Origin of the sequence: Actinoallomurus bryophytorum (genome assembly GCF_006716425.1) — a bacterium.
GTDB classification, from domain to species: Bacteria; Actinomycetota; Actinomycetes; order Streptosporangiales; family Streptosporangiaceae; genus Actinoallomurus; species Actinoallomurus bryophytorum.
Window position 1 is genome coordinate 5,180,617 of record NZ_VFOZ01000001.1, and the last position, 21,903, is coordinate 5,202,519.

Annotated in this window: 15 protein-coding genes and 1 pseudogene; 10 read left to right on the top strand and 6 right to left on the bottom strand. The window is 67.9% G+C overall.

The window, feature by feature from the left end; all coding sequences use genetic code 11:
* The first annotated feature begins 89 nt into the window (after nt 1-89).
* The 6 genes from FB559_RS24360 to FB559_RS24385 all read left to right on the top strand — a co-directional run bounded on the left by FB559_RS24360 (nt 90) and on the right by FB559_RS24385 (nt 7,261).
* Nucleotides 90-1,265 carry a cytochrome P450 gene (locus tag FB559_RS24360; protein WP_221640156.1) on the top strand — a complete coding sequence of 392 codons (1,176 nt, stop codon included), beginning with the start codon at nt 90-92 and terminating at the stop codon, nt 1,263-1,265.
* Nucleotides 1,266-1,641: 376 nt separating this feature from the next.
* Nucleotides 1,642-2,880 (top strand): MFS transporter, encoded by a 1,239-nt coding sequence (locus FB559_RS24365; RefSeq protein WP_185792376.1) that lies wholly within the window; start codon nt 1,642-1,644, stop codon nt 2,878-2,880.
* 642 nt (nt 2,881-3,522) lie between these two features.
* Nucleotides 3,523-4,302, top strand: a complete 780-nt coding sequence (locus tag FB559_RS24370; RefSeq protein WP_141957979.1) for a hypothetical protein — start codon at nt 3,523-3,525, stop codon at nt 4,300-4,302.
* A 702-nt stretch (nt 4,303-5,004) separates the two neighbouring features.
* Nucleotides 5,005-5,526, top strand: a complete 522-nt coding sequence (locus FB559_RS24375) for an RNA polymerase sigma factor (RefSeq protein WP_141957981.1) — start codon at nt 5,005-5,007, stop codon at nt 5,524-5,526.
* A complete protein-coding gene (locus tag FB559_RS24380; protein ID WP_141957983.1) occupies nt 5,523-6,668 on the top strand; it encodes a beta-propeller domain-containing protein in 1,146 nt (381 codons plus the stop codon). Before FB559_RS24375 ends, FB559_RS24380 begins: the two co-directional genes overlap by 4 nt.
* On the top strand, nt 6,662-7,261 hold the full coding sequence (locus FB559_RS24385; protein ID WP_141957985.1) for a hypothetical protein: 600 nt from the start codon (nt 6,662-6,664) through the stop codon (nt 7,259-7,261). Before FB559_RS24380 ends, FB559_RS24385 begins: the two co-directional genes overlap by 7 nt.
* A 3-nt stretch (nt 7,262-7,264) precedes the next feature.
* On the opposite strand, the pseudogene FB559_RS46815 reads toward FB559_RS24385, so the two are convergent.
* Both FB559_RS46815 and FB559_RS46820 read right to left on the bottom strand, forming a co-directional pair.
* Nucleotides 7,265-7,595: pseudogene (locus FB559_RS46815) on the bottom strand (IS701 family transposase); the annotation flags it as partial.
* 162 nt (nt 7,596-7,757) lie between these two features.
* Nucleotides 7,758-8,159, bottom strand: coding sequence for a hypothetical protein (locus tag FB559_RS46820; protein WP_141957987.1), 402 nt, complete (start codon nt 8,157-8,159; stop codon nt 7,758-7,760).
* 462 nt (nt 8,160-8,621) lie between these two features.
* On the opposite strand from FB559_RS46820, the gene FB559_RS24400 reads away from it, so the two are divergent.
* Nucleotides 8,622-9,158 carry a hypothetical protein gene (locus FB559_RS24400; RefSeq protein WP_141957989.1) on the top strand — a complete coding sequence of 179 codons (537 nt, stop codon included), beginning with the start codon at nt 8,622-8,624 and terminating at the stop codon, nt 9,156-9,158.
* Between the two features lie 510 nt (nt 9,159-9,668).
* Here the strand turns inward: FB559_RS24400 and FB559_RS24405 are convergent.
* Together FB559_RS24405 and FB559_RS24410 are read right to left on the bottom strand one after the other, a co-directional pair.
* Nucleotides 9,669-10,433, bottom strand: coding sequence for an SDR family NAD(P)-dependent oxidoreductase (locus FB559_RS24405; RefSeq protein WP_141957991.1), 765 nt, complete (start codon nt 10,431-10,433; stop codon nt 9,669-9,671).
* A gap of 275 nt (nt 10,434-10,708) precedes the next feature.
* A complete protein-coding gene (locus FB559_RS24410; RefSeq protein ID WP_185792377.1) occupies nt 10,709-11,176 on the bottom strand; it encodes a MarR family winged helix-turn-helix transcriptional regulator in 468 nt (155 codons plus the stop codon).
* A gap of 236 nt (nt 11,177-11,412) precedes the next feature.
* Here FB559_RS24410 and FB559_RS44090 point away from each other — a divergent pair, with 236 nt between their 5' ends.
* The 3 genes from FB559_RS44090 (at nt 11,413) to FB559_RS24420 (ending at nt 15,638) form a co-directional block, all read left to right on the top strand.
* Nucleotides 11,413-11,565: a hypothetical protein gene (locus FB559_RS44090; RefSeq protein ID WP_185792378.1), complete on the top strand. Its 153-nt coding sequence runs from the start codon at nt 11,413-11,415 to the stop codon at nt 11,563-11,565.
* Between the two features lie 348 nt (nt 11,566-11,913).
* Complete coding sequence (locus tag FB559_RS24415; RefSeq protein WP_141957994.1) at nt 11,914-12,537, top strand: hypothetical protein; 624 nt, start codon at nt 11,914-11,916, stop codon at nt 12,535-12,537.
* Nucleotides 12,534-15,638, top strand: coding sequence for a CHAT domain-containing protein (locus FB559_RS24420; RefSeq protein WP_141957996.1), 3,105 nt, complete (start codon nt 12,534-12,536; stop codon nt 15,636-15,638). The genes FB559_RS24415 and FB559_RS24420 overlap by 4 nt, the downstream gene beginning before the upstream one ends.
* A gap of 53 nt (nt 15,639-15,691) precedes the next feature.
* Here FB559_RS24420 and FB559_RS24425 read toward each other — a convergent pair whose 3' ends face one another.
* Together FB559_RS24425 and FB559_RS24430 are read right to left on the bottom strand one after the other, a co-directional pair.
* Nucleotides 15,692-15,973: an integrase core domain-containing protein gene (locus FB559_RS24425; RefSeq protein ID WP_342781026.1), complete on the bottom strand. Its 282-nt coding sequence runs from the start codon at nt 15,971-15,973 to the stop codon at nt 15,692-15,694.
* 106 nt (nt 15,974-16,079) lie between these two features.
* A complete protein-coding gene (locus tag FB559_RS24430; protein ID WP_141958000.1) occupies nt 16,080-21,575 on the bottom strand; it encodes an ATP-binding protein in 5,496 nt (1,831 codons plus the stop codon).
* Nucleotides 21,576-21,903 lie beyond the last annotated feature (328 nt).

Sequence of the window (21,903 nt, forward strand, 5' to 3'; positions counted from 1 at the left end):
CCACCTCCGAGGGGAGAGTCCCGAAAATGGTCAACCCGCCCACGGACGACGCCCGTCCGCGATCATTCCCCATGCCACGGTCCTGCCCGATGCGTCCGCCGGACCAGTACGCTGAGCTGCGAGCCGGGGCACCGCTCGCAAAGATCACTCTGCCTAGCGGGCGGACCGCCTGGCTGATCACGCGCTATGAGCACGTCCGCCGATTCCTCGCCAACGGGAATGTCACTACGAACCGGCTACACCCTAATTTTCCTTTCTTCCTCCCGCTATCCCGAAAATTGAGGGAAGACGTCAATGCGTCCCTCATGAGCCTGGACCCGCCGGAGCACACCGCGCTGAGCCGGATGGTGATCCCCGAGTTCACCCACAAACGCACGCAGGAACTGCGGCCCCGCGTGCAGAAAATCGTGGACGATCACATCACGGTCATGCTGGACGGCGACCGGCCGGCAGACCTGGTGGAAGCTCTCTGTCGCCCGGTCGCCTCGCAGGTCATCTGTGAACTCATCGGCGTCCCCTACGACGATCGCGAGCTCTTCCAATCGGCCAGCAAGGTGATGGCCAGCCGGAACAGCAGCTGGGACGAACGCTGGGAGTCGGGCGCCAAGCTTCGGGGCTACCTCAGCGATTTCGTGGCGACGAAGGCGAAGGAGGCCGAGGAGTCGGGTGCCGCGCCGGGCGACCACCTGATCGGCCGGGTCATCGCCAAGAACCAGGAGAAGCGCGTCCTCCAAGAGGAGGACATCGCCGCGTTGTGTCTGTCGCTCCTGAGCGCCGGGCACGAGACCACGGCCAACGTGATCTCACTCGGCACCGTGCTGTTGCTCGAGAACCCCGAGCAGCTTGCCACGATCCGGGCCGATCCGGGCCGCACCCCGGGCGCGGTGGAGGAGATCCTGCGCCACACCAGCATCACCGATCCGAGTGGGCTGCGAGTGGCGCAAGCCGACATCGAGGTCGGCGACATGGTGGTCAAGAAGGGCGACGCTGTTGTCGTGTCCACCGCGGCGGCGAACTGGGATGACAGTGTCTTCGCCCAGCCAGAGAAACTCGACTTCGACCGCGACGCGCGGCATCAGCTGGCCTTCGGCCACGGCATCCACCGGTGCGTCGCCCAGAACCTGGCCCGTGTCGAACTCGAGATCGTGTTCAACACTCTGTTCGCCCGGATTCCCGGCCTCCGGCTCGCGGCCCCCGTCGAGGAACTGTCCTTCAAGGATGGCGCGCTCCTCTACGGCATCCACACATTGCCCGTCACCTGGTGAGAAGGTGCCGCCACTGTCCGGACATTTCGCGCAACCTTATGAGCGTGTGGTCGCCGCGCTTGCCGCCCGGCCCGCTGCCTCGCGGCCTGCCTCGATCATTTCGAGGCTGTCCTGGACCGACATGCGACCACGGAGCCTCCGTAAGCGCGTGCGGCGGCAGGCCGAACCTGATCCTGGTCATGCGGGCTGACCAGGAAGGGTATCGCCTGGCCGCTCAGCGGTCGGCGCGCCGAATCAGTCGCCGCCGCTCGCGCGCCGAGGCAGGCGAATACGCAGATACCTCCTGGACGGCCGCCTCCGAGGGTAGGCGCGCGTGACGGCGAGCCCACCCCGTGTCGCGGGCACGGCCGTGACCTCCGGAGAGCCTGCCGTCCGCTTGCTGGCTCCGCTGCGGGAACGACGCTTCGCGCTGTACCTCATCGGCCAGCTGCTCTCCCAGGTTGGCGACGGCATCTATCTCGTCACACTGCCATTCGTCATGCTCAACCAGGGTGGCGGCCCCGCGAACCTCGGCGTGGTGCTGGCCTGCTACGGAGCGGCCAGGCTGGCCCTCTTCCCGGTCGGCGGAGCGCTTGCCGACCGCGTGGGCGCCCGGCCGGTGATGCTTGCCGCGGACGCGCTCCGTGCCCTCGTCGTGCTCGGTTTCGTCGCGCTCGCCGCCGATGGTCACATCCCCCTGTGGGCCATGATCACGGTTGCGGTCCCGTTCGGCATCCTCGGCGGAATTTTCATGCCGGCCTCGTTCGCCGTACTGCCGCAAATCGTACGTCCCGAGTCGCTCGCTCCAGGCAACTCCCTGATCCAGATCATGCAGAGCACGTCGAGGATCGCCGGACCCGGGCTAGGTGGAACGCTCGTCGGGTCGCTCAAGAGCGGTGTGGGGCTGCTGATCGACGCGATTACCTTCCTGGTATCCAGCCTGACCCTGATGGCGATCCGCCCGTCCAGGCCGGCGGTCGAAACAGCCGATGAAACGGCGGCGCAGCACGCCAACGACGGCGTCCAAGACAGCGACCGACTGCGGACTTGGCGATCGGTGCTGCGGTATGCGTCCAGCTCGCCCCTGGTAAGGATGACCCTGCTGACCACGCTCGTGTTCAACCTCGCCGCTGTCGGCTTGATCGAGGTCGCGCTGCCGAGCTTCGCCCAGGGTCCGCTGGGCCGCGGAGCCCCCGGGTTCGGGATCATGATGACCGGCCTCGGTGGCGGCTCGGTCATCGGAGCACTGCTGGGCCCGACACTCCTTCGCCTGCGCCGTCGCGGGCTTATCGCACTCTGCCTCGGCATCGCCGAGGGACTTGCTCTGATGGGTATCCCGGTGGGCTCTTCGCTGGTGGTGGCGACCGCGGCGCTGTTCACCGCCGCGTCCTTGCAAGCGATGGTGAACGTCTTCTACATGACGATGCTCCAGCAGACAGTGCCTGCCCGAGCGCTGGGTAGAGTCATGAGCCTGCTGGTCACCTGTGCCGGTCTCGCCTACCCTGCCTCCGCGCTACTCGCTGGGAACGTCCTGGGCGGCACGGCCGACCCGGAGGCCGTGATCATCGTCGCCGGACTGGGCGTGTCGGTGTCCTTCTCGGTCGGATTCTTCAGCAGGCCGTACCGAAACCTCTGAACCCCAATCGCGCCCGGCGCGGTCCTGGCGGTCGACGCTGAGAACTGTGGGCGCCGAATACTGCGTCACCCCATGTGACCTGGGCGTATTCGCTACGCGATCGATGGCGCGATCCTCACCGGCTACCGGCTGCGGCACTCGTACGAGCGTTACGCCCCGCACGGTCGTCTGCCTGCCTCGTCGGCTCTGCCTCGCGGACGCTGAGCTCCCAACTCGTGTATCCGGTCACGGTGGATGGCGAGCGTGTTGAGCTGGATGAGCACCGAGTCCTTGCTCGCGTGCCCCCCTCTCCCGGGTGAGCCGGATCGTCTCAGCGAGGGAGGACAGCCCCGCGGGCATGCGTGATGGTCCTTGGAGATCATTTCTCCGACGGCCGCGGGAGGCCACGGTGCCGAACTCCTCGAAGGCGCTCGGGCGGCGGTGGGCGTGGCGGTCGTGGCGAGATCGGCCCGAGGCCGTGAATCACGCGGCGACCGTGCTCGCCATCGGATTCGGGTGCCTGGCGTTGATGAGCGCACTCCTGGGCCGCCGGACATTCATCGGAATCCAGAACGGTGCTCTTCCCGGTGCCGCGGTGATGTTCATGGGCGCCTCCGCCGTACGGGCGACCGGACGCCCCTGGGGCGCTCGTATCCGCGTCCGGTGCTCTGGACGCTGGGGAGCGTGGCGGGCCTGTCACTCGCGGGAAGCTGCTTCGTGCTCCTCGATCTGATCCAGTTGGTGTTGACCGGGACGGTGAGCGACCGCGATGGAAACAGTGACTGGACGGCCTTCACCGAACGCCTTGTCGCGGTGGCCCTCGGAGCTTTGTTCGCCGTGAGTGCGACATCGTGGCGGCGCCGCACGGAGGGCACCTGCCCGCGGTGCGGCCGTGAGCATGCTCCCGACATGGCGCGGGTCGCGTATCCCGCCCCGAGTGCGGCTCCCCAGCGGGTACGCCGCTTCGCCTATGCGGGCTGTCTGGCGTTCCTGCCCTATCTCGGGCTGCACGGCCTGCACGCGGCCGGCCTGACCCACTGGTACGACAAGCTGTACTCCGACCAGGGCATTCTGCCCGGCCCCCGGTTGTTCGTTTTCGCTCTCCTGGCTCTCGTTCTGGTAGGCCCCGCGGTCTTCCTGTTGCTGGGTCTGGTCCGCCCGTGGGGGATGAGGTTCCCGCGATGGTGCATGGGGTTGGCGGGCAGACGGGTGCCACGTTTCCTGCCTCTGGTGCCGGCCTGGATCGTCGCTCCCACCCTTGCTCTGTACGGGACGTGCAGCATGGTCTACGCCCCCATGGCCGGGTACACGCTCATCGGGCTCGGGGGCGCCGCCTCACTCGCCTTCGGCGTCTACGGCTGGGCGCTCACCGCGGCCGCGGTGTCGTACCAGCGCCGGTCGCTACCAGTCTGCGTACCGGGAGATCCCCCTTCCCGGCGGTGACGAGTCGTCCGGCGGCGGCCGCCAGCCGCTACCGCTGCCGAGCCCGGTCCGGCCTGCGCCAAGACGGCCGGATCCTGTGCGTGCCGAAAACCTCGTCCGCGTTGTACGACATGCATTGATGTGATCTGTGCGGGGGAGAGGCGCTGTCCGCTGCGGGTGAGCATGATGGGTGGTCATGTGCCTGCGGAAACGGGTGCCGCGGCAGGCGGTGGACCATCGCCACAGTGTGAGTGCCGGTGCACGCCCCGGCCGTCGTCGCCGTCAGGCCGATCAGGCCGGCCGAGACCAACGCCCCGGCCGCCACCCGGCCGAAGTAGGTCTTCGACATGGCACATCCTTCCCGTTCAAGCCTTGGTGAGCCGACACCGGCGACCATGGAGCCGCTGCGGCAAGGGTCGTGGCCCTTGGTTCGCATCAGGAGATGGCCTCGTTGCCACGCCGCGTGGGTCGTTTGGCGCCGACAACGCGATCGCGAAATCCACCAGACCCTTTACCGCCGCCCGTGTCCGTATTGAACCGATTTCGCACCAACGTCGGTCATCTTCGTCCTGCCACGAGGATGACGGGCCGATCTCGGAGCGTGCGTCACCACAAGCCGCCGTGACGGCCTCCGTCGGCGCCTCGTTGATCCTGACGTTGGTGCCCAGCGGAGGCAGCATCGCGGGGGCTTCGTGCATCTAACGAATATGAAGGATGCGGGATATGAGTGGTGAAGCCCCGACGCGGGTGCGGCGAGCCGCCGACGGGTCATTGCTGAAGTTGTATTGCGAGCAGCAGGTCGGGTTGATCCGGCTCGGCGTCGTAATGCTCGGAGATGAGGCGAGCGCGGAAGACGTTGTACAGGACGTATTCGCGCGGATGTTCAAGACGGCGCCTGATCTGCGGGATGAGGCGAAACTGCTCGCGTACGCCCGGAGCGCCGTGCTCAACGGCTGCCGTCAGGTGCTTCGTCGGCGCAAGCTGGCATGGCGCCATGTGCACTTTTATGAGCGCCCGGTGTGGTCGGCGGAGTCTGCGGTTCTGTTGCGCGAAGACCAGCGAGACGTGATGGGAGCGTTGCGGCGGCTGCCAAGACGCAAGCGCGAGGTTCTGATACTCCGCTTTTACCTTGAGCTATCCGATGCCGAGATTTCCCGCACGCTGGGGATCCGGCCAGGAACAGTCCGATCCACGATGTCCCGGGCGTTGAGTTCTCTGGCAAGGGAACTGGGGGAAGAATCATGACCAGTATCGAGGAGCGGCTTCGGGATGCCATCCGCGCGACCGCCGCGACCGTCGATGAGCACAAGCACCGGCCGCCGCCCGTCATCACGGATCGCCGGTCCCGAGCGTGGCTGACACCGGTGGCGGTCGCGGTCGCGGTCGTGACGGCGATCACCGGGGCTTCGGCGATCGCAAGGAGATACGTTGCTGCGGGACCGGCCACGGGATCGGGAATGCCGCGATTCCTTGTCACCACGGACACCGAGTCGAGCCCGGGCCATCTTTCGCGTTTGCTGGTCGAGGACACGGCGACGGGCAGAGTAAGTGACGTCCGAACGATGCCGATGCCTGTTTCGTTTCGGTACGTCGCTGCTGGCCCTGACCAGACCTTCTATGTCCTCACCGAAGCAACCGGTGGCAATGACTGCGCGATTGATACCTTTCAGCTGAAGGTCTCCGCGGTCGGACGAATAATTCGTTTCGCGAAGCTTTCCGGCGGGGACATTCCACATGTCACGGTGACTCCGATCGGCGGTATCGCGATCTCACCGGACGGTCACCGGATCGCGTACGCCTATCGTGCGTGCAGTTCTGAACGGGGAACGCCTGGGATCGGGGTTCTCGACATTCGCTCCGGGACTTGGCAGAGGTGGCGAGATGGAGGTTCCGCTGGAATCAGCAGCCTCTCGTGGACTGCTGACGGTCGCTATCTCGCCTATCTCTTCCGTGATTCCGCTGACGGCCAGAACGATGGACCGCCGGTGAACGGCACGGCCCAGATGAGGCTGCTGGATACCAAGGGAGCGCATCGCGTCCTGCCCGCCGGTGCCGTATTGCTGCGCGAGTCGAAGCGACTGCCGTACATCTGGGGGGCGCTCGTCAGCCCGGACGGGAAGCGAATCATCGTGGCGGCCCAGGACCGTCCGGTGACCTCAAGCGCCTACGACGGAGTGTTCTCGGTGCAGCAGGTCCGAGTGGGGGACGGGAGCCCGGTGGGCCCCCTCTACCGATCCCGCCTCGGTCCCGCAGGCACCAATCCGGTGTTGGCTGGTGACATCTCCGGCCTTCATCTGCTGTTGTGCACGGACCGGATGGGCTGGATCGACACCCGCGGTTTCCATCGAATCCCCGGCGACGGTCCATGCAATGGCCTGGCGTGGTGAAGCTTGTCCGCGCAGACACGACGGAACGGAAATGCGCGATGGACAATTCAAGTACTAATGGCCTGATCGACAAGATTTCCCAGCTGGTGATTTCCGGTGCGGTGATCGGATTGGCGTCGGCGTGTACGAGTGAGACCGCGGTGATGTCAAGTACGCTCAGCCCCCCGGCCGAATCGGCGCGGCCGAGTACGCCGAGCCATCCGGTCGTCGGATCTGTCGGCGGAGGTGCCTGCGAAAAGACCGATGGTAAGACCCGCGGTGAGGTCATCAAGTTGTTTCCGGTCGCCGGCGGGGAGAACGGAAAGATCTACGCGCGTGGGGGCACGCTACAGGTCTGGCGCTCGACGCGGTGCCGTACGGTCTGGGTGAAGCTCGTGAAGCTTCCCAAATACACCCGGAAAGCCTTGGAAGGCAGTGTGAGCCTCGACGTTCCGACGATGGCGAGCCCCGCAGTCCATAAATTTGTCGACACCACCACGCGCGGGAGCATCGAGACACCAGCGGTCGGCCTGGGCGCCCATGCGACCTTCGAGGTACATGGGGGATTCCTCGGGCTCTATCAATTCGGAGGCGGTGGCAAAGTACGGCTTTGAACGTCATGATGAGTGCCGCCCACGCGCTGCGGGTGAGGTGGACGAGACCGCGGCCGCTCTTGGGGCATGGGCGGCGGCGACGGCGAGATAGGCGTGGGCGAGTATGGCCAAGGTGATGTGGCGGTGCCAGCCTTCATAGCGTCTGACCTGGGTATTCGTCCATGCCTACCTCGTTCTTGGCGCCTTGGAAGCATTCCTCGATCGCCCAGCGGGCGTCGGCGACGCGGACCAAATCGGTCATGGTCGTGCCCGCAGGAACGAAGCACAGGGAGAACGCCGGCTCCGGCTCGCCTCGGTCGTTCGGGGCGAGGCCGCGGCGGACCAGCAGCCACCGCGGGAGAACCCGACCTGGGGCCATAGGCGGATCCAGGGCGAGCTGGCACGGCTGGGATATCCGATCGCCGCGTCCACGGTGTGGGAGATCCTGCACGCCGCCGGCATCGATCCGGCACCGCGCCGGGTTGGGCCGAGCCGGCGGCAGTTGGTGGCCGCCCAGTCACACGCGATCCTCGCGTGTGACTTCCTGGTAGTAGAGACGGTGCTGCTCAAGCGGTTGTACGTGCTGGTGTTCATCGAGCACGGCACCCGAAGACCGCACCTCGGCGGAGTGACCGCGCACCCGACCGGTGCGTGGGCGGCGCGGCAGGCCCGGAATCTCGCCACGGACCTGGGTGACCGCCTCGGCACGCTGCGCTTCCTGATTCATGACCGCGATCCGATCTTCACCACCGCGTTCGCCGAGGTGGTCAAAGCCGAAGAGCCATAGATCATCAAAACCCTGCCGAAGACGCCACGGATGAACGCCATCTGCGAACGCGTCACCGGAACCCTCCGCCGCGAACTCCTGGACCGGATCCCGATCCTCGGCGAAATTCGAGCGGCGCACGATATCCGGCACCCACGCGCCCGCCGATTGGTGATCAGCCCACGCAGGCAACCGCTCACCTGCAGCACGTCTATGCCCGGCTGGGTGTCGAATCTCGGATCGCGTTGGTCCGTTACGCGATGGACCACGATCTGCTCAGCGAGTCAACGATACGCACGCGGGAAGCCAGCGATACGTAGGACATCGTATCGCCAGGGACATCAGCCAAACCTGATGCTGAGTTTGTGAATGACCCCCGAATGAACTGTTTCCCGGGGCCGCCGCAACCTCGGCCACGCCGCACCATGCCGACACCTCATCCCCAACAACATCTGTCGTCCGCTGTCGAATTTTCCATGGCGGTGAAGCGCCAGTACCACCATGTGCCGGCCGACGCGGCGCTGGCATCTGAACGCAGTCGGGTTGGCGCCGCCAGCCCAGTTGTTCCGAAGGAGACCCACTGTGCGAAGACCAACTCGAAACCACAAGCCTGAGATGCGTCGCGCCTCGTTCCTCGTGCTGGCGACCCTCACCGTCGGCTTGCTTCCGGTGAGTGCCGGCGCCGCCGGCGTCAACGTCGCCGCCACTCCGACCACGACGGTGGTCTCGCCCGCCAAGGCCACCGGCTGGTCGCTGGTCGGCACCCTCGACCCGCAGCACGTCTACGCACCCAACACCCAGTTGGTCCTCTATGGCGTCCAGGCCTTCAACTCGACCTATGCGGGCTTCGACCCGAAGGTAATACCGGCCTCGGTCCAGCAGGTCGTCGTTCCCTACGTCCGGATACCCGACGGCGAGAGCCACATCTACAAGCTGGTCTTCCACCTGGTCACGGCTGGCACTACGACCACCCGATACCAACTCGACGCCCAGACACCCGTCACCGTCGCCACCGGCGACACAACCCTGGAATTCACCTACACCACCCCCACGTACTCCAAGGGTGCTCATTGGTTCACCTGGAGCCTCGGCAACGTCAACAACGACATCTGGCATTTTCACTCCTGCGCAATCTTCGAACAGACCAGTTGAGCATCGACCAGGCGCCGCATGAGTCACGACCTGACGCGCGGCGCCTGGTCGTGGCGTCAACCGGGTCTGGAAGAGCCTGAAGCGGGCCGGCCTGGTTCAGTGCCCGATGGGGGTACGCGGACCTCGGATCCGAACACCCCATCAAACATGGCGGTGAACTCGAGGTCCCTATCCCTGATCAAGAACTTGATGTCGATGACGCATTCGCCCGGTTCCTGCATGAGGCAGCGGGCTTGCTAGGTGACCCATGGCCTGGTCGGGTTGGCCGTTACACCCAGGATATGGGCGCGGCGGGTGGCGTGCTCGATCACGGTGTGAACGTACCGATCCTATAGTCGTGCGATACAAGCCGCCCATGGCGACAAATAACGGTGGTGGCCGAGTATTGATGTCCAACGCGAAGATCATATAGCTTTTGTTCATTCTTTATTTGCTCCGATGGCCGGCCGTTCCCGGCCGAGGCAGAACTCGATGCGAACCAACCATCGGCGATTGCCGATACGGCCGGATTCACAGATTGAGGGTGGAAATCAGTCCGCCGTCGATCAGGATGTCCGTGCCCGTCACGAATGTCGACAGGTCGCTCGCCAAGTAGAGAATCGCGTGGGCGACGTCCTCCGGCGCACCTACCGTGCGTAGCGGAGTGCGTCCGGTGATGTGATCGCGCTGGTCGCCGCTGGAGAGACTGTCCTCCGTCATTCCGGTCCGGATCATTCCGGGGCTCACCGAGTTGACCCGGATTCCGGCCGGGCCGAACTCGCCCGCGAGCTGCCGGGAAAGGGACAGAATTGCTCCCTTGCTGGCCGTGTAGGCGGGAAACGCGAGGCCGATGTGGCCCATCATCGACGATATCTGGATCACGCTTCCGGGACGGTTCATGCGGGGAACGGCGGACTTGAGCACGTTGAAGTACCCCGTCAGGTTCACCCCCAGCACACGATCCCAGTCCTTGCCGCTGGTCGTCGCCAGCGATTCCGGCGCCATGATCCCGGCCGAGTTGACGACTATATCGAGGCCTTCCCCGCTAAGGACGCTGTCGACTGCGGCAGGGTCCGAAACGTCGACTGTTGCGGCGTCGAATTCCGCGTCCGGCACCTGCAACGCGATGGCCTTTGTTTCCGAAAGAGCCTTTTCGCTGATGTCGAGAGCGAGAACCGAAGCGCCGGCTTTCGTGAGCACCACGGCAGCCGCCCGCCCGATGCCGGACCCCGCCCCGGTCACCACCGCGCGGCGACCGCCGAGACTGATGACGTCGACAAGAGATGCATGGACCATCACAACGCTCCTTAGCTACGTGCGCCACGGCCGTCGGCGACGAGACAACTCGCGCTCAAGTCGTGGTCGAAGGTGCTCCCGCAGACCACAACCGGCGTCAGGATCTCCGGCGGCCAGGCGCTCCGGCCTGGCTCTGCCAGCACTTTAACACAAGATCTTGTTACAACAAGGTCTTGTGTTGGGGATGCCGCCGAGCTGTTCCAGTGGCGGAGGTCCATGGCATCGTCCAGGCCCGGGAGGATGGTCATCGGCTGTCTGCCGGGCCCAGCGGGTGTCTACCGTTCAGGGCGGAGCAGGTTGCGCGCTTCAATGAGCAGCTTGCGCAGGGCGTCGTGGGTTTCCTCGCCGAGGATCCCGAGTAGCTGTTCGTCAGCCGAGCGTTCGCGGTCGAAGGCTTGTTCGGCCATGCTCCGGCCGTCGTCCGTGAGGTGCAAGCCGACGCCACGGCCCGCTTTCAGGCGGCGCTCGATCAGCCCCAGTTTCTCGAGGCGGGCGACGGTTTGACTGATGGCCTGCTGGGTTCTCGGTTTACGGCGGGACATCTCGGCGACGGTGATGCCGGGTTCGGCGTAGACGGTCATGAGCATCCCGCTCGAAGCCGTGCTGATCGGCAGATCGGCGAGCATGGCCTCGCCCAGCAGTTCGACGTATGCCGAAACCTCCCACAACAGGTCACTGAGCAGCGCGCCGGCGGTCCCTGGGGTAGGCAGCGACGTGCCTGCTGTCTCTTCCTCGCGGGTCATGCGTTGACGGTACCCGTGCGAGGCAGAGCGCGTGCCGCGCTCGGCGGGGCCGGCGGCGGGTTCGACCCAGCACCCCCACAACCCCCGTTCCCCGAATTCGCAGACCCCGACCCGCGTCCGCGTGCGTCTGGCTTCTTGCACGCGGAGAGGGTCGGCCTGACTCGGGGAACGCATATTTAAGCACAGCCCGGTCGGCCGGTTCTGACCTTGCCGACCTGCCGGCGCAACACCGCCAGTTGATCAAGAAGAACCAGGATCTCCACCTCTTTGCCGGCGCCGGCGCGGAGCCGCAAGATCACGACTGGGCGAGCCGGGTGATCGACTTGTACGGGAATGAGGCCAGCACAAGCGCTGATCCAGCCGTGCTGGCCGCAGTGATCGTATGGTAACGGCGCAGGTCACCGACCCCCTGACCGAGGTCTTCGGGCTCCACGGGCCGCGCGGATCTAGCGCGACAAGATCACGACATCCGAGCACCCAACGAGCACCCACGATCCCGCTGGCACGGTCATCGTCGAGCGCAGGCATGGCGCACGGCCCCTGTCCGAAACCTCCGACTCGCTCACCGGTGATCCTTTTCCTCGGTTGCCTTTCGCGCTGGTCTGTGACGGCTCACGATGAATTCCCTTACCCTCGCCAGTGGAGAGGACCTTTCCGGGTCGTTCATCTGGCTCTGACGGCGATACTGAAAGGCATTTATGGAGGTTCCACAATTACCCGAGGTCGCCTGCGCGGACGTGGATCTCGTTCGGCGGCATGTTCTGGGTGGGCCCGGTGATCGTCGGGTTAGCGGGCAGGTCAGCATTGGGCGGTCCGAGGCGGTTCTGCTCCGGCCGGGGAGTCCCTGGCTGGAAGCCGAGCCGGCGAAGACACTGATCCGGGACGAGGACAAGTACCTTTACCACCTGGTCATGATCACCTGCACTTTTCGCACCGGTCCCGAGCCAGTGATCGGTGCTCGGCTGTCGGTGATGCTCAGCCCGGAGCCCGACGACGGCTCCGTGGAGCCCGTGATCTGGGCGATGGACCCGCTGCGCACCTCAGCTCCGGCCACCGCGCGCCTTACGGTGCGGATCGGGTTGAACCTCAAGTTCTTCACGGCCGAGATGACGCGCGAGACCCCTGGCCCGGACCACGTGATCGCCGAAGGCGAGGGCGAGAAGCAGGCCGAGTGGGCATTCGTGGCGCGCGCCCTCGCAGGTGTATACCGCCTGAGTCTGGTGGCGCGGACGCCGGTCGGTTCCGCCTGCCGTGCCGACCTCGCGCTGGCCGCCACCCGGCAGGAGACGCGGTTCGGGATGGTGCCCTATCGCGCCGAGATACCGCCGCGCGTCGCCACGATCCTGTTGACCGGGCCATGACGGAGCCGGACGCCGCGGCCATGGCCGCCCTCGTGGAACTGTCCGGCATGATCCTAGACGGCGTGATCACCACCCGCGAGGCGCTGAGCCGGATCAGGCGAGACCCGGCGCTGCTCGCAGGCGTTTCCGTGCCCGTCCTGGCCGAAGCGAGCTGGGTGGCAGCGAAGGAGTCGCGGACCGTCGGCTGCTCGATCGCGGGCCTGTTACACGAGTGGACCGTGAGGCACGCTTACGGCGATCCGGCCGCAGTGTTCGCGAGCGGCCGGGCGTTCGTGCAAGCGGCCACCGAAGTCCTCATGGTCGCGGATGACCACGACCTGTACCGGCGGGCGCACGAGGCCGCCGACCGGATGATCGATGCCGCCAGGCCCGCGGCAGCCGCCACCGGGCACCTCGTCGCCGGGATGCTGCACCTGGCGCCGTACGCGCTCGAATCGGCCCTCGACCCTCGCGAATACACCCTGGGCCGGGAGCTCCGTCGCCTGCGTGAGATCTGGTCCCTGCCGAGAGGCTGGGCGACCGGCCAGCCGGCGGACACGGAAATCGAGGAGCTGATGCCCGAGCCAGGCGTCGGGCTCGGCCGTGCTGTGCGTCACCTCGCGACGGCCGCCGAGGGCACCGCCGGTGTGGCCAAGGGCGAGGCGCTGACGCACCTGGCGTTCGCCGCGTACTCCCGGCACCTCGCCGACGGCGGCGGCAGCCTCGCCGACGTGGACCGATGGTGTGACAAGGCGGTGACGCTACTCCCGCCCGACGGCGAACCGCTGGCCTGCGGCCGGCTGCTGTGGCTGTACGTCATTCGCGGACGTGCCCGGTCCGTGGCGTTGCTGCGCTCGGCAGCCGAGCCCCTACGGCTGGTGCTCCTGCCCTCTGGCCGACGTGTCGACCGCCCGATACTCCTGCCCCGGCTGGACCCAGCCGCCGACGGCCGGATCCGCACGGTGCTGACCGGCGTCACCTTCCTCCGGCTGCTGGCCGAGGTTGGGCTGGCGGACGCGGCCCGCGAGATCGTCCAGACGGTGTGGCTACTTACGGCCCTCGATCCCGACCTGCAAGCACAGCGGATGTTCCTCGACCGTGCGGCGGCGCACTGCCTGCCCGATGATCCGGCCGGGTGCCGCGAGCGGCTGCTCGGCGCCGTGCCGACGCCGGTGAGCGAACGGGGCCTGTCCCTCGCGGCCGTGGCAGCCGACCGGATACACGCGCTCGTGTGCGGGTCCGGCGCGGAGAGCCCGCACCCCGCCTCTCTGGAGGCCGCCGCGGAGGCGGCGCGGTGGTCGGGCGAGCCTGCGTTGTCGCGCATCGTGGTCATGGTCACCAACCACCGGATCCGGGCGATGCTCACCGAAGCGGACGGCGAGCAGGACGAATGGACGATCCTGCTGCTCGTCCGGGCGGTCACGACGCTGACGCAGAGCGGCAACCATGACCTGGCGATGCTCGCACTCGACCGGCTGGTGAGCGCCGTCGCCGACTTGTCCATCGACTGGATCGCCGGTATCGACGCGTCGTCGATGTTCCCCGCGCTGGTGGCGATGGTCCGTACGGCGCTCGCGAGCCTGCCCGAGGCCGGCGGCCGAGCCGCCGTGTACTCCCTGAAGATGCTGCTGGGACGCTGGTCCGCCCTGAGGACGGCCTCCGGAGCCGTGAGCGTAGCCCAGTTCATTATCCTCCTCAAGGGTCAGGCGCTGGCCGGGGCGCTGGCCCGGCCGGGGCCGACGCGGCCGGACCGGGAGATGCTCCGCGTCCTCGCCCGGCTCGTCCCGAGGAAGGACATCGTCCTCGACGGCCCTCACTACCCGTGGGACATACGGTCGCTCCTGCACTTAGACCCCGAGGCGGTCATCGGCACCTTCCTCCACGACGCCGAGCAGGAACGTGGATCAACCGAGACCCAGCGGCTGGCAAATCTCAAGCGGCAGGCGCAGAGGATGGACAACGCCCGGCTTATGGCCCACGCCGCCGCGGCCCCGTTCCGCCCCTTGCCCGAGGTGCAGAAGGCGCTGCCCGCTGACGCGGTGCTCCTGAACCTGCTCTGCGGTGCGTTCGGGACGTCAGTGGCCGCTGTCCACGTGACGATGATGGACAAGGACCGGATGGCGGAGCTGCCCGTAGCCGGCCCAGACGCGACCCGGTTCAACGAGTCCCGTACCCAGACGATCTGGTCCACCCCGGCGGAGACCGGCTTCGAGAGCACGAGGATCATCGGCTCCTGGCTCGGGCCCACCATCGCGCGGATGCGGCGAGAACTCCTCCAAGACCCGCTGCACCGGGACATCACCCGGGCCGGTGAGTACGAGCTGGCCGAGTTCGTGAGGTTCCTGTCCGGCAAGGTGCTCGCCCTGCTGGCCGAGTTCGCCGACGCGGGCCGGACCCGGCTGGTCGTCTGGCCGAACGAAGCACTGTACTTCCTTCCACTGCACCTGCTGCCGTTCCGCGGCGGCGTCCTCGCCGACCACTTCATCGTGACCGTCCTGCCGTCGGTGGAGTGCCTGTTCCGGATGCCTCCCGCCGCGTCCGCCAGCCAGTCCATGTGCGCGATCGCCAGCGCCGCGGGCGGTCTGCCGGACGGATTGCCCGAAGAACCGTCCTTGCACGAGCAAGCCGAACGCGTCGCCGGGCTGTTCGGCGGCCGAGCGCTGACCGGGCCGGACGCCACCCCAGCCGCCGCGCTGGAAGCACTCGGCACCTCCCGGTACCTGCACCTGGCCGCGCATGGGACACAGGACGTTGACGCGCCACTATTCGCCCGCCTCTACCTGGCCGGCGGCTCGCTGCACGCCCATCAGATCCTGGAACGTGACCTGCGGAGGACCGAGCTGGTGACGCTGAGCGCCTGCGAATCCGCGTTGCTGAGGTACGACTTCTTCGACAACCTGCACGGCCTGGCGCCGGCGTTCCTCCGCGCCGGAGCCGCAGCCGTCGTAGGGGCGCTGTGGCCCGTGGCGCCGGAGGTGGCCGCCACCTTCTTCACCGAGCTCTACGCCCGCCTCGCCGACGGCGCCACCAGGGTGGACGCCTTCCGGCACGCGCAGGTCCATGCCCGTGCACGGCACTCTAACCACCGGGACTGGGGCGCGTTCACCTACTTCGGTGCCTGATGTCCTCGCGCTGGCGCCCTGATCACCGTGTCGGTGCCGAATATTCAGCCACCTCATGCAAACTGGGCATATTCATGGATGAGCCCTCTGAGTCGATCTCGTCGGATGACCTTGATGTCCGCATCCGTAGGATCGGGTAACGGTCTGGGCGCCCCGGCCTGGTTCAAGGCACGGTGTGGCCGGCGGGTGTTGAAGTGGTCCTCGTATTCCGTGAGGACCTTGCGTAGATGCGCGCCGTTGACGATGAGGATCCGATCGAGGAGTTCGCGGCAGCGTTCCATGATCGCGTTCATACGGGGTGCCTGAGCAGCGGTGCGTACGATCCGGATACCCAGTACTCAGATCTAATGGCGGTACAGGATCACCCGCGTGGCCCACTTCGAGCAGCCCGTCTTCGCCCTGGAAGTGACACGCTTGGCCGGGAGGTCACGGCCGGACGCGTTATTTGGGAAGCCGCGGAGCCGATCCGTGCTCGATGGCTTCGATGATCCGCGGCCGCAGTTCGGCGGCGCTGATGATCGCGTCCACTGAGCCGACCTCGACCGCGCGCTCGATGCTGTGCACCCGGTCGAACTCCGCGGCGACCTCGCCGAGCTTCTCCGCCCGGACGGACGACTGGACCTCGGCGAGCCGGGTGCCCAGCGCGGCCCGCTCGGCGCCGCTGGTCTCCGTGATCCGGGCCTGCAGCTCGGTCACCCGCGGATCGGTTGCGGTGCGGTTGTTCACCTCACCGGAGAACACCACGGCCGCCGCCGGGGCGCCGCCGAGTACCGAGGCGAACGAGCCCTCCAGCGCCAGCACGGTCAGGTTCGGGTTGAGCGCCTTGGAGAACACCACGAACGCGCCGCCGTGGTAGCGGGAGATCACGCAGAACACGATCGGGCCGTCGAAGTTGACGATCGCCCGGCCGATCTCCGCGCCGTACTCCAGCTGCAGTTTGCGCATCGACTCCGGTGAGCCGTCGAAACCGGACAGGTTCGCCAGCACGACCAGCGGCCGGTTGCCGGAGGCCGCGTTGATCGCCCGTGCGGTCTTCTTCGACGACCGCGGGAACAGCGTGCCCGCGGTGTAGGTGTCCGGCCCGTCGGTGGGTGGGAAGCCGCGTCGCGGCACCGACCGCGACTCGATCCCGATCAGGCAGACCGGCCGGCCGCCGATGTGCACGTCCTGCACCACCGAGGTGTCGGCGTCGGCCATGCCCGCCCAGCGCTCCAGCACCCGGTGGTCCTGGTCGGACAGCGCGCGCATCACCGTACGGATGTCGAACGGCTTCTTGCGGTCCGGGTTGTGAGCTGCGGAGAAGATCTGGCCGACGGTGGTGAAGTCGCTACCGGCGGTCGCGTGCGGAAACGCGGAGACGTCGCGGTCGACCGGGTCGTTGGTGCCCGCCTTCCGCGGCGCCGTCTCGCCGGGCACGACGTAGGTGTGGTCGTAGTGTGCCATCAGCACGTCGCGGGCGGCCGGCAGGTTGGGCGCCCAGTACTGCGCCTGGCCGTTCGGCCCCATCACGCGGTCGTAGCCGCCGATGCCGAAGTTGTCCTCGGCCGACACGCCGCCGGAGAAGTCCAGTGACTGCTTGCCGGTGAGCACCATCGCCGAGTCCGGCGTCATCACCAGGATGCCCTTGGTGTGCATGAGCATCGTCGCTTCGGCGTTCCAGTACGGCTGGGCCCCGACGTTGATCCCGGCGACCACGATGTTGATCTCACCGCCGTCCTGGGTGAACGTGACGATCCGCTTGAGCGCGGCCGCGACCCAGTCCATGTTCTCGGTGCCCGAGGCCATCGAGATCCGCGCGCCCGCCGACAGCGCGAACCACTCCAGGGGGACCCGCATCCGCTCGGCGAGGTCGAGCGCCGCGATCACCCGTGAGCACTCCGGCTCCGACAGCGCGCCCAGCGCCTTGGTCGGGTCGCCGAGCAGCACCACGCGGGTAACGCCTTCGGGGTACCGCCCGGTCGGCGTCGTGACGACGCCCGCCACGATCGCCGCGGAGTTCTTGCCCTTCGGCCGCTCCACCGGCACGAGCGCGCCGTGGTCGTCGAGGTCGTGCTCGACGAAGTCGCCCGCCGGTCCGGCGAGCAGGTCGGTCAGCTCGTACGGGTAGACGTTCCCGCGCCGGGCCGCGCGCAGCACCTTCTGGCGGTAGTCGTCCAGCGGCTGCACCGGTTCCGTCGACGGCTTGTCGACGTGCAGGCGCGCACCGTGTCCCGGGTCCAGGGTGATCCGCACGGCGACCTCGGCCAGCTCGCCCGCGGCGGTGCGCTGGCGGGCCACGAACTGGACCTCCTCCAGCCCCGCGCCGGCGCCGGTCGGCAGCACGCGCTGGACCAGTGTGTTGAGCTCGTCGGCGGACAGCTCGGTGGACGGCCAGACGTACATCATGATCCGGTTGGTGTCGAACCGCTTGTTCTGGGGTCGCTGCACCTGGATGTTGCGGATGGCGTCGAGGCATGCGGTGATCGCGTCCTCCACCGCGGGCAGCGCGACCAGTCTGCCGTCGGCCTCGCGCAACGGCGTCAGATCGCGTACCTGGCCCATCGCGATGAGTCGCTCGTCGGCCGGGTTGCTGCGCGCCACGGCCTTGAACAGGTAGATCTCCTCGTCGGCGAACGGCAGCCGCGTGAGGTCGAACTCGCGCAGGCGCTGCAGCTGCAGGCGCCGTGCGATCTGCGGGTGCAGGCCGCGGATCAGCCGGTCCTCGGCGAAGCCCGCACCGTCGGGCCGGAAGGTGAAGTGGTGGTGCATCACGGCGCCGCTGGTGCCGGCGACGGTCGTGGTGATCCGGCGGACGCCCGCGGGCTGCGGGTGCTCGGCGAGCAGCCGTCCGAGACGCACCGCCATCGCGTCGGCGTCCGGCTGGTCCTCCCACGTGACGTACAGGTCGGCGACCAGCCCGTGCTCGGCCACGTCGGCGGCGAAACCGCCGACGGCACCGATCGCGTCGGGCAGAGCGGCGAAGTCGACGGCGCTGGTGACCACGCGTGTCACGCCGTGTGCACCGGTGTGCTCAGCGGTGACGAACCGGCAGCCCGCGGTCTCCCGCGCGGCGACCTCGGACAACCCACGGCTGCCGTAGTAGCGGCGCGTCAGCACCTCCAGCAGCGGCGCGGGGTCCCGCCCGAGCCGGCCGATCCACTGGCCGATCAGCCGGACGAGCGGCTCGGAGCTGGCCACCATGGCCTGGATCCGCCCGGCACGGTCCGGCGCGTCAGGGTTGTTGTCCAGGTAGCGCAGGTCCTCACGCACCGCGGCGTAGACCCTGGCGCGGTTGCGGCGCCGCAACGGCTGGGTGAACCAGCGGAACACCACGCCGCGGGCCAGGTCGGACACCATGGGGAAGCGCACCTGCGTGGCCTCGACCAGGCGCTCGAGGGTGAGCCCGGCGCGTTCGCTGAGCGACTCGATCGGCGGCGCGCCGGCTAGCCACTGGCGCACCAGCTCCGACACGATCGCGACGTTGGTGCTCATCCGCTGCTGAGCCAGGAAGATCCGGAAGACCGCGGCCTCCAGCTCCGGCGTACGGTCGAGGCCTGCGACGCCGTAATGGGCGAGGACCTTGGTGAGCTTGGCCTGGAAGCCTTCGCCCACTCCGGCGCGCTCGACATCGAGGCTCTGCAGGTAGCTGTGGAAGGACTCGCGCGGGCTGTGCACCGGACTGCCCGGCTCGACGTCGAGTTCGCCGCCTGCCTTGTTCCGGCTCAGCTCGGACAGGTCGGCGAACACCGTGAGCAGATCCAGCTCGCTCTCGAGCGGCCGCCCGCCCAGCTCGGTGCGCGCCGCCAGATAGGCCGACAGCACCCGCCCGCGGTCATGCGGGTCGACGTCGAAGCCGAGCAGCAGGCTGCGCAGGTCCTGCAGGCCGCGTTCGACGCGATCGGCCGCGGATGCCGCAGCGGGCTCCGCGGGCAGCTCGATCTCGACGGTCTCGGCGACCGGCTCCGCCTGCCCGGCGTCCCCGTCGGGCAGTGGCTCCAGCCGCATCACCGGCGTGCCGGTCTCGACCTGGCTGCCCACCGACACCGGGCACTCACGGACGCGGGCGCGGAACGGCGCGCGCAGCACCGTCTCCATCTTCATGCTTTCGAGCACCAGGATCGGCGCGCCCGCCTCGACCTCGTCACCAAGGGCAAGCGGCGTCGCGACCACCAACGCGGGTGCGGGGGAGCGGACGACGCCACCCTCGTCGCCGCTGATCCGGTGCGCGACGCCGTCGACCTCGATCATGTGGATCGGCCCGTGGGCCGCCGACACCAGTCGGAACCGACGGCCGTTGACCACGATCTGGCCGCTGTGTTCGTCGAACCGCTCGCCCTCGACGTCGACAATGTGCAGTGCGTCGCCGCCGGAGATGCCGACGCGGAACCGCTTGTGCCCGACCCGGGCCACGCTCACCCGGTAGCCGACACCGCGGAGCTTGAGGTCCAGCGGACGGCCGCTTTCGTGCTGCACCTGCGGCCGCCCGCCGTGCGCGGTGGACAGCAGCCGCCGGCGGCTGACCTCCTCCTCGTTGTGGTAGGCCCGGATCGCGGCGGCGGCCAGGGCGATCGCGGAGTGCCGGTGGCTGACCAGGCGGCCCTCGGCGCGTACGCGGTCGATCCAGCCGGTGTCGGCGCTCGCGTCGATCACCTCGGGCTGGTCGAGCAGGTCGAGCACGAAGCTCTTGTTGGTCGCGCCGCCCTCGATGATGACCGTGGTCTCGGCCATCGCGCGGCGCAGCCGGCCCAGCGCCTGCTGGCGGTCGCTGCCGTAGGCGATGATCTTGGCGATCATCGAGTCGAAGTCGGCCGGGATGCTGTCGCCCTCGCTGACGCCGGTGTCCACGCGGATGCCGGGCCCGGCGGGCAGCACCAGTCGCGCGATGCGGCCCGGGGCGGGCGCGAAGTCACGGTCGGGATCCTCGGCGTTGAGCCGGGCCTCGATGGCGTGGCCGGTCTCGCCCGGCTGGGCGCCGTCCAGCGTCCCGCCGTTCGCCACGTGTAGCTGCAGCCGTACCAGGTCGGTGCCGGTGGTGATCTCGGTGATCGGGTGCTCGACCTGCAGCCGGGTGTTGACCTCGAGGAAGGCGAACAGCTTCTCGCCGGGATGGTAGAGGAACTCGACGGTGCAGGCGCCGCGGTAGCCGACGGCCACGGCGAGCCGCTCGGCCGACGCCTTCAGCTCGACGACCTGCTCGGGGGCCAGGACCGGAGAGGCGGACTCCTCGATGATCTTCTGGTTGCGCCGCTGCACCGAGCAGTCCCGTACGCCCAGCGCCCACGCGGTGCCCTGCCCGTCGGCGATGACCTGAACCTCGACGTGCCGGGCGCCGGTGACCAAGCGCTCCAGGAACACCACACCGGAGCCGAACGCGCGCAGCGCCTCCTGGCTGGTACGCACGTAGGCGTCCGCCAGATCCTCATCCGAGGCGACCATACGGATGCCGCGCCCGCCGCCGCCCGCGGTCGCCTTGAGCATCAGCGGGTAGCCGATGTCGTTGCCGGCGCGCAGCGCGTCCTCAAGGGTGGCGACCTCGCCGCGGCTCCACGGCGCCACCGGCACACCGACCTCCTCGGCGATCAACTTCGCGCCGATCTTGTCGCCGAGCCTGCGCATCGCCTCCGCGCTCGGTCCGACGAAGGTGACGCCGATCTTCTCGCATAGCTCGGCGAACGCCGGGTCCTCGGCGACGAACCCCCAACCGACCCACGCGGCGTCGGCCCGGGTCTCCACCAGCGCCTGTTCCAGGACGGCATGGTCGAGGTACGGGCGGGCCGAGGCGGGACCCAGCGAGTAGGAGACGTCCGCTTCACGGACGAAGGTCGCGTCGCGATCGGCGTCGGTGTAGAGGGCGACCGTCTCGATCCGCGCCCCGGTCTCCGCGCAAAGATCCCGGATGGCGTGGATGAGCCGCATCGCGGCCTCTCCGCGGTTGACGATGGCGACACGACTGAACACCGGCTGAGCCTCCCACGTACCAGCGCCTTCGGCGACGTCCGGGTCCGGGGCCCCGCCTGGAGCTGCCTAAACCCTCCTCGATTACCACCGGGTACAACAATGTCCCGCATGACGCACACCGGAGCCGCCGCGTTGTAGGGACCCCACAAAAGCGGTTCCTGCGGTCTCAGGCCGGAGCGATCATCGTCGCCGACTTCTCTACCGTCGACCTGCTGAACGAAGCGCAGGTGTACTGCCTGGCCGTCACTGAACATGCCAGCCACGCACAATGCCGCCTGACGTGCATGGATGGAATTTCGGCAAGCGCACCGCTAGCGATCCACTACGA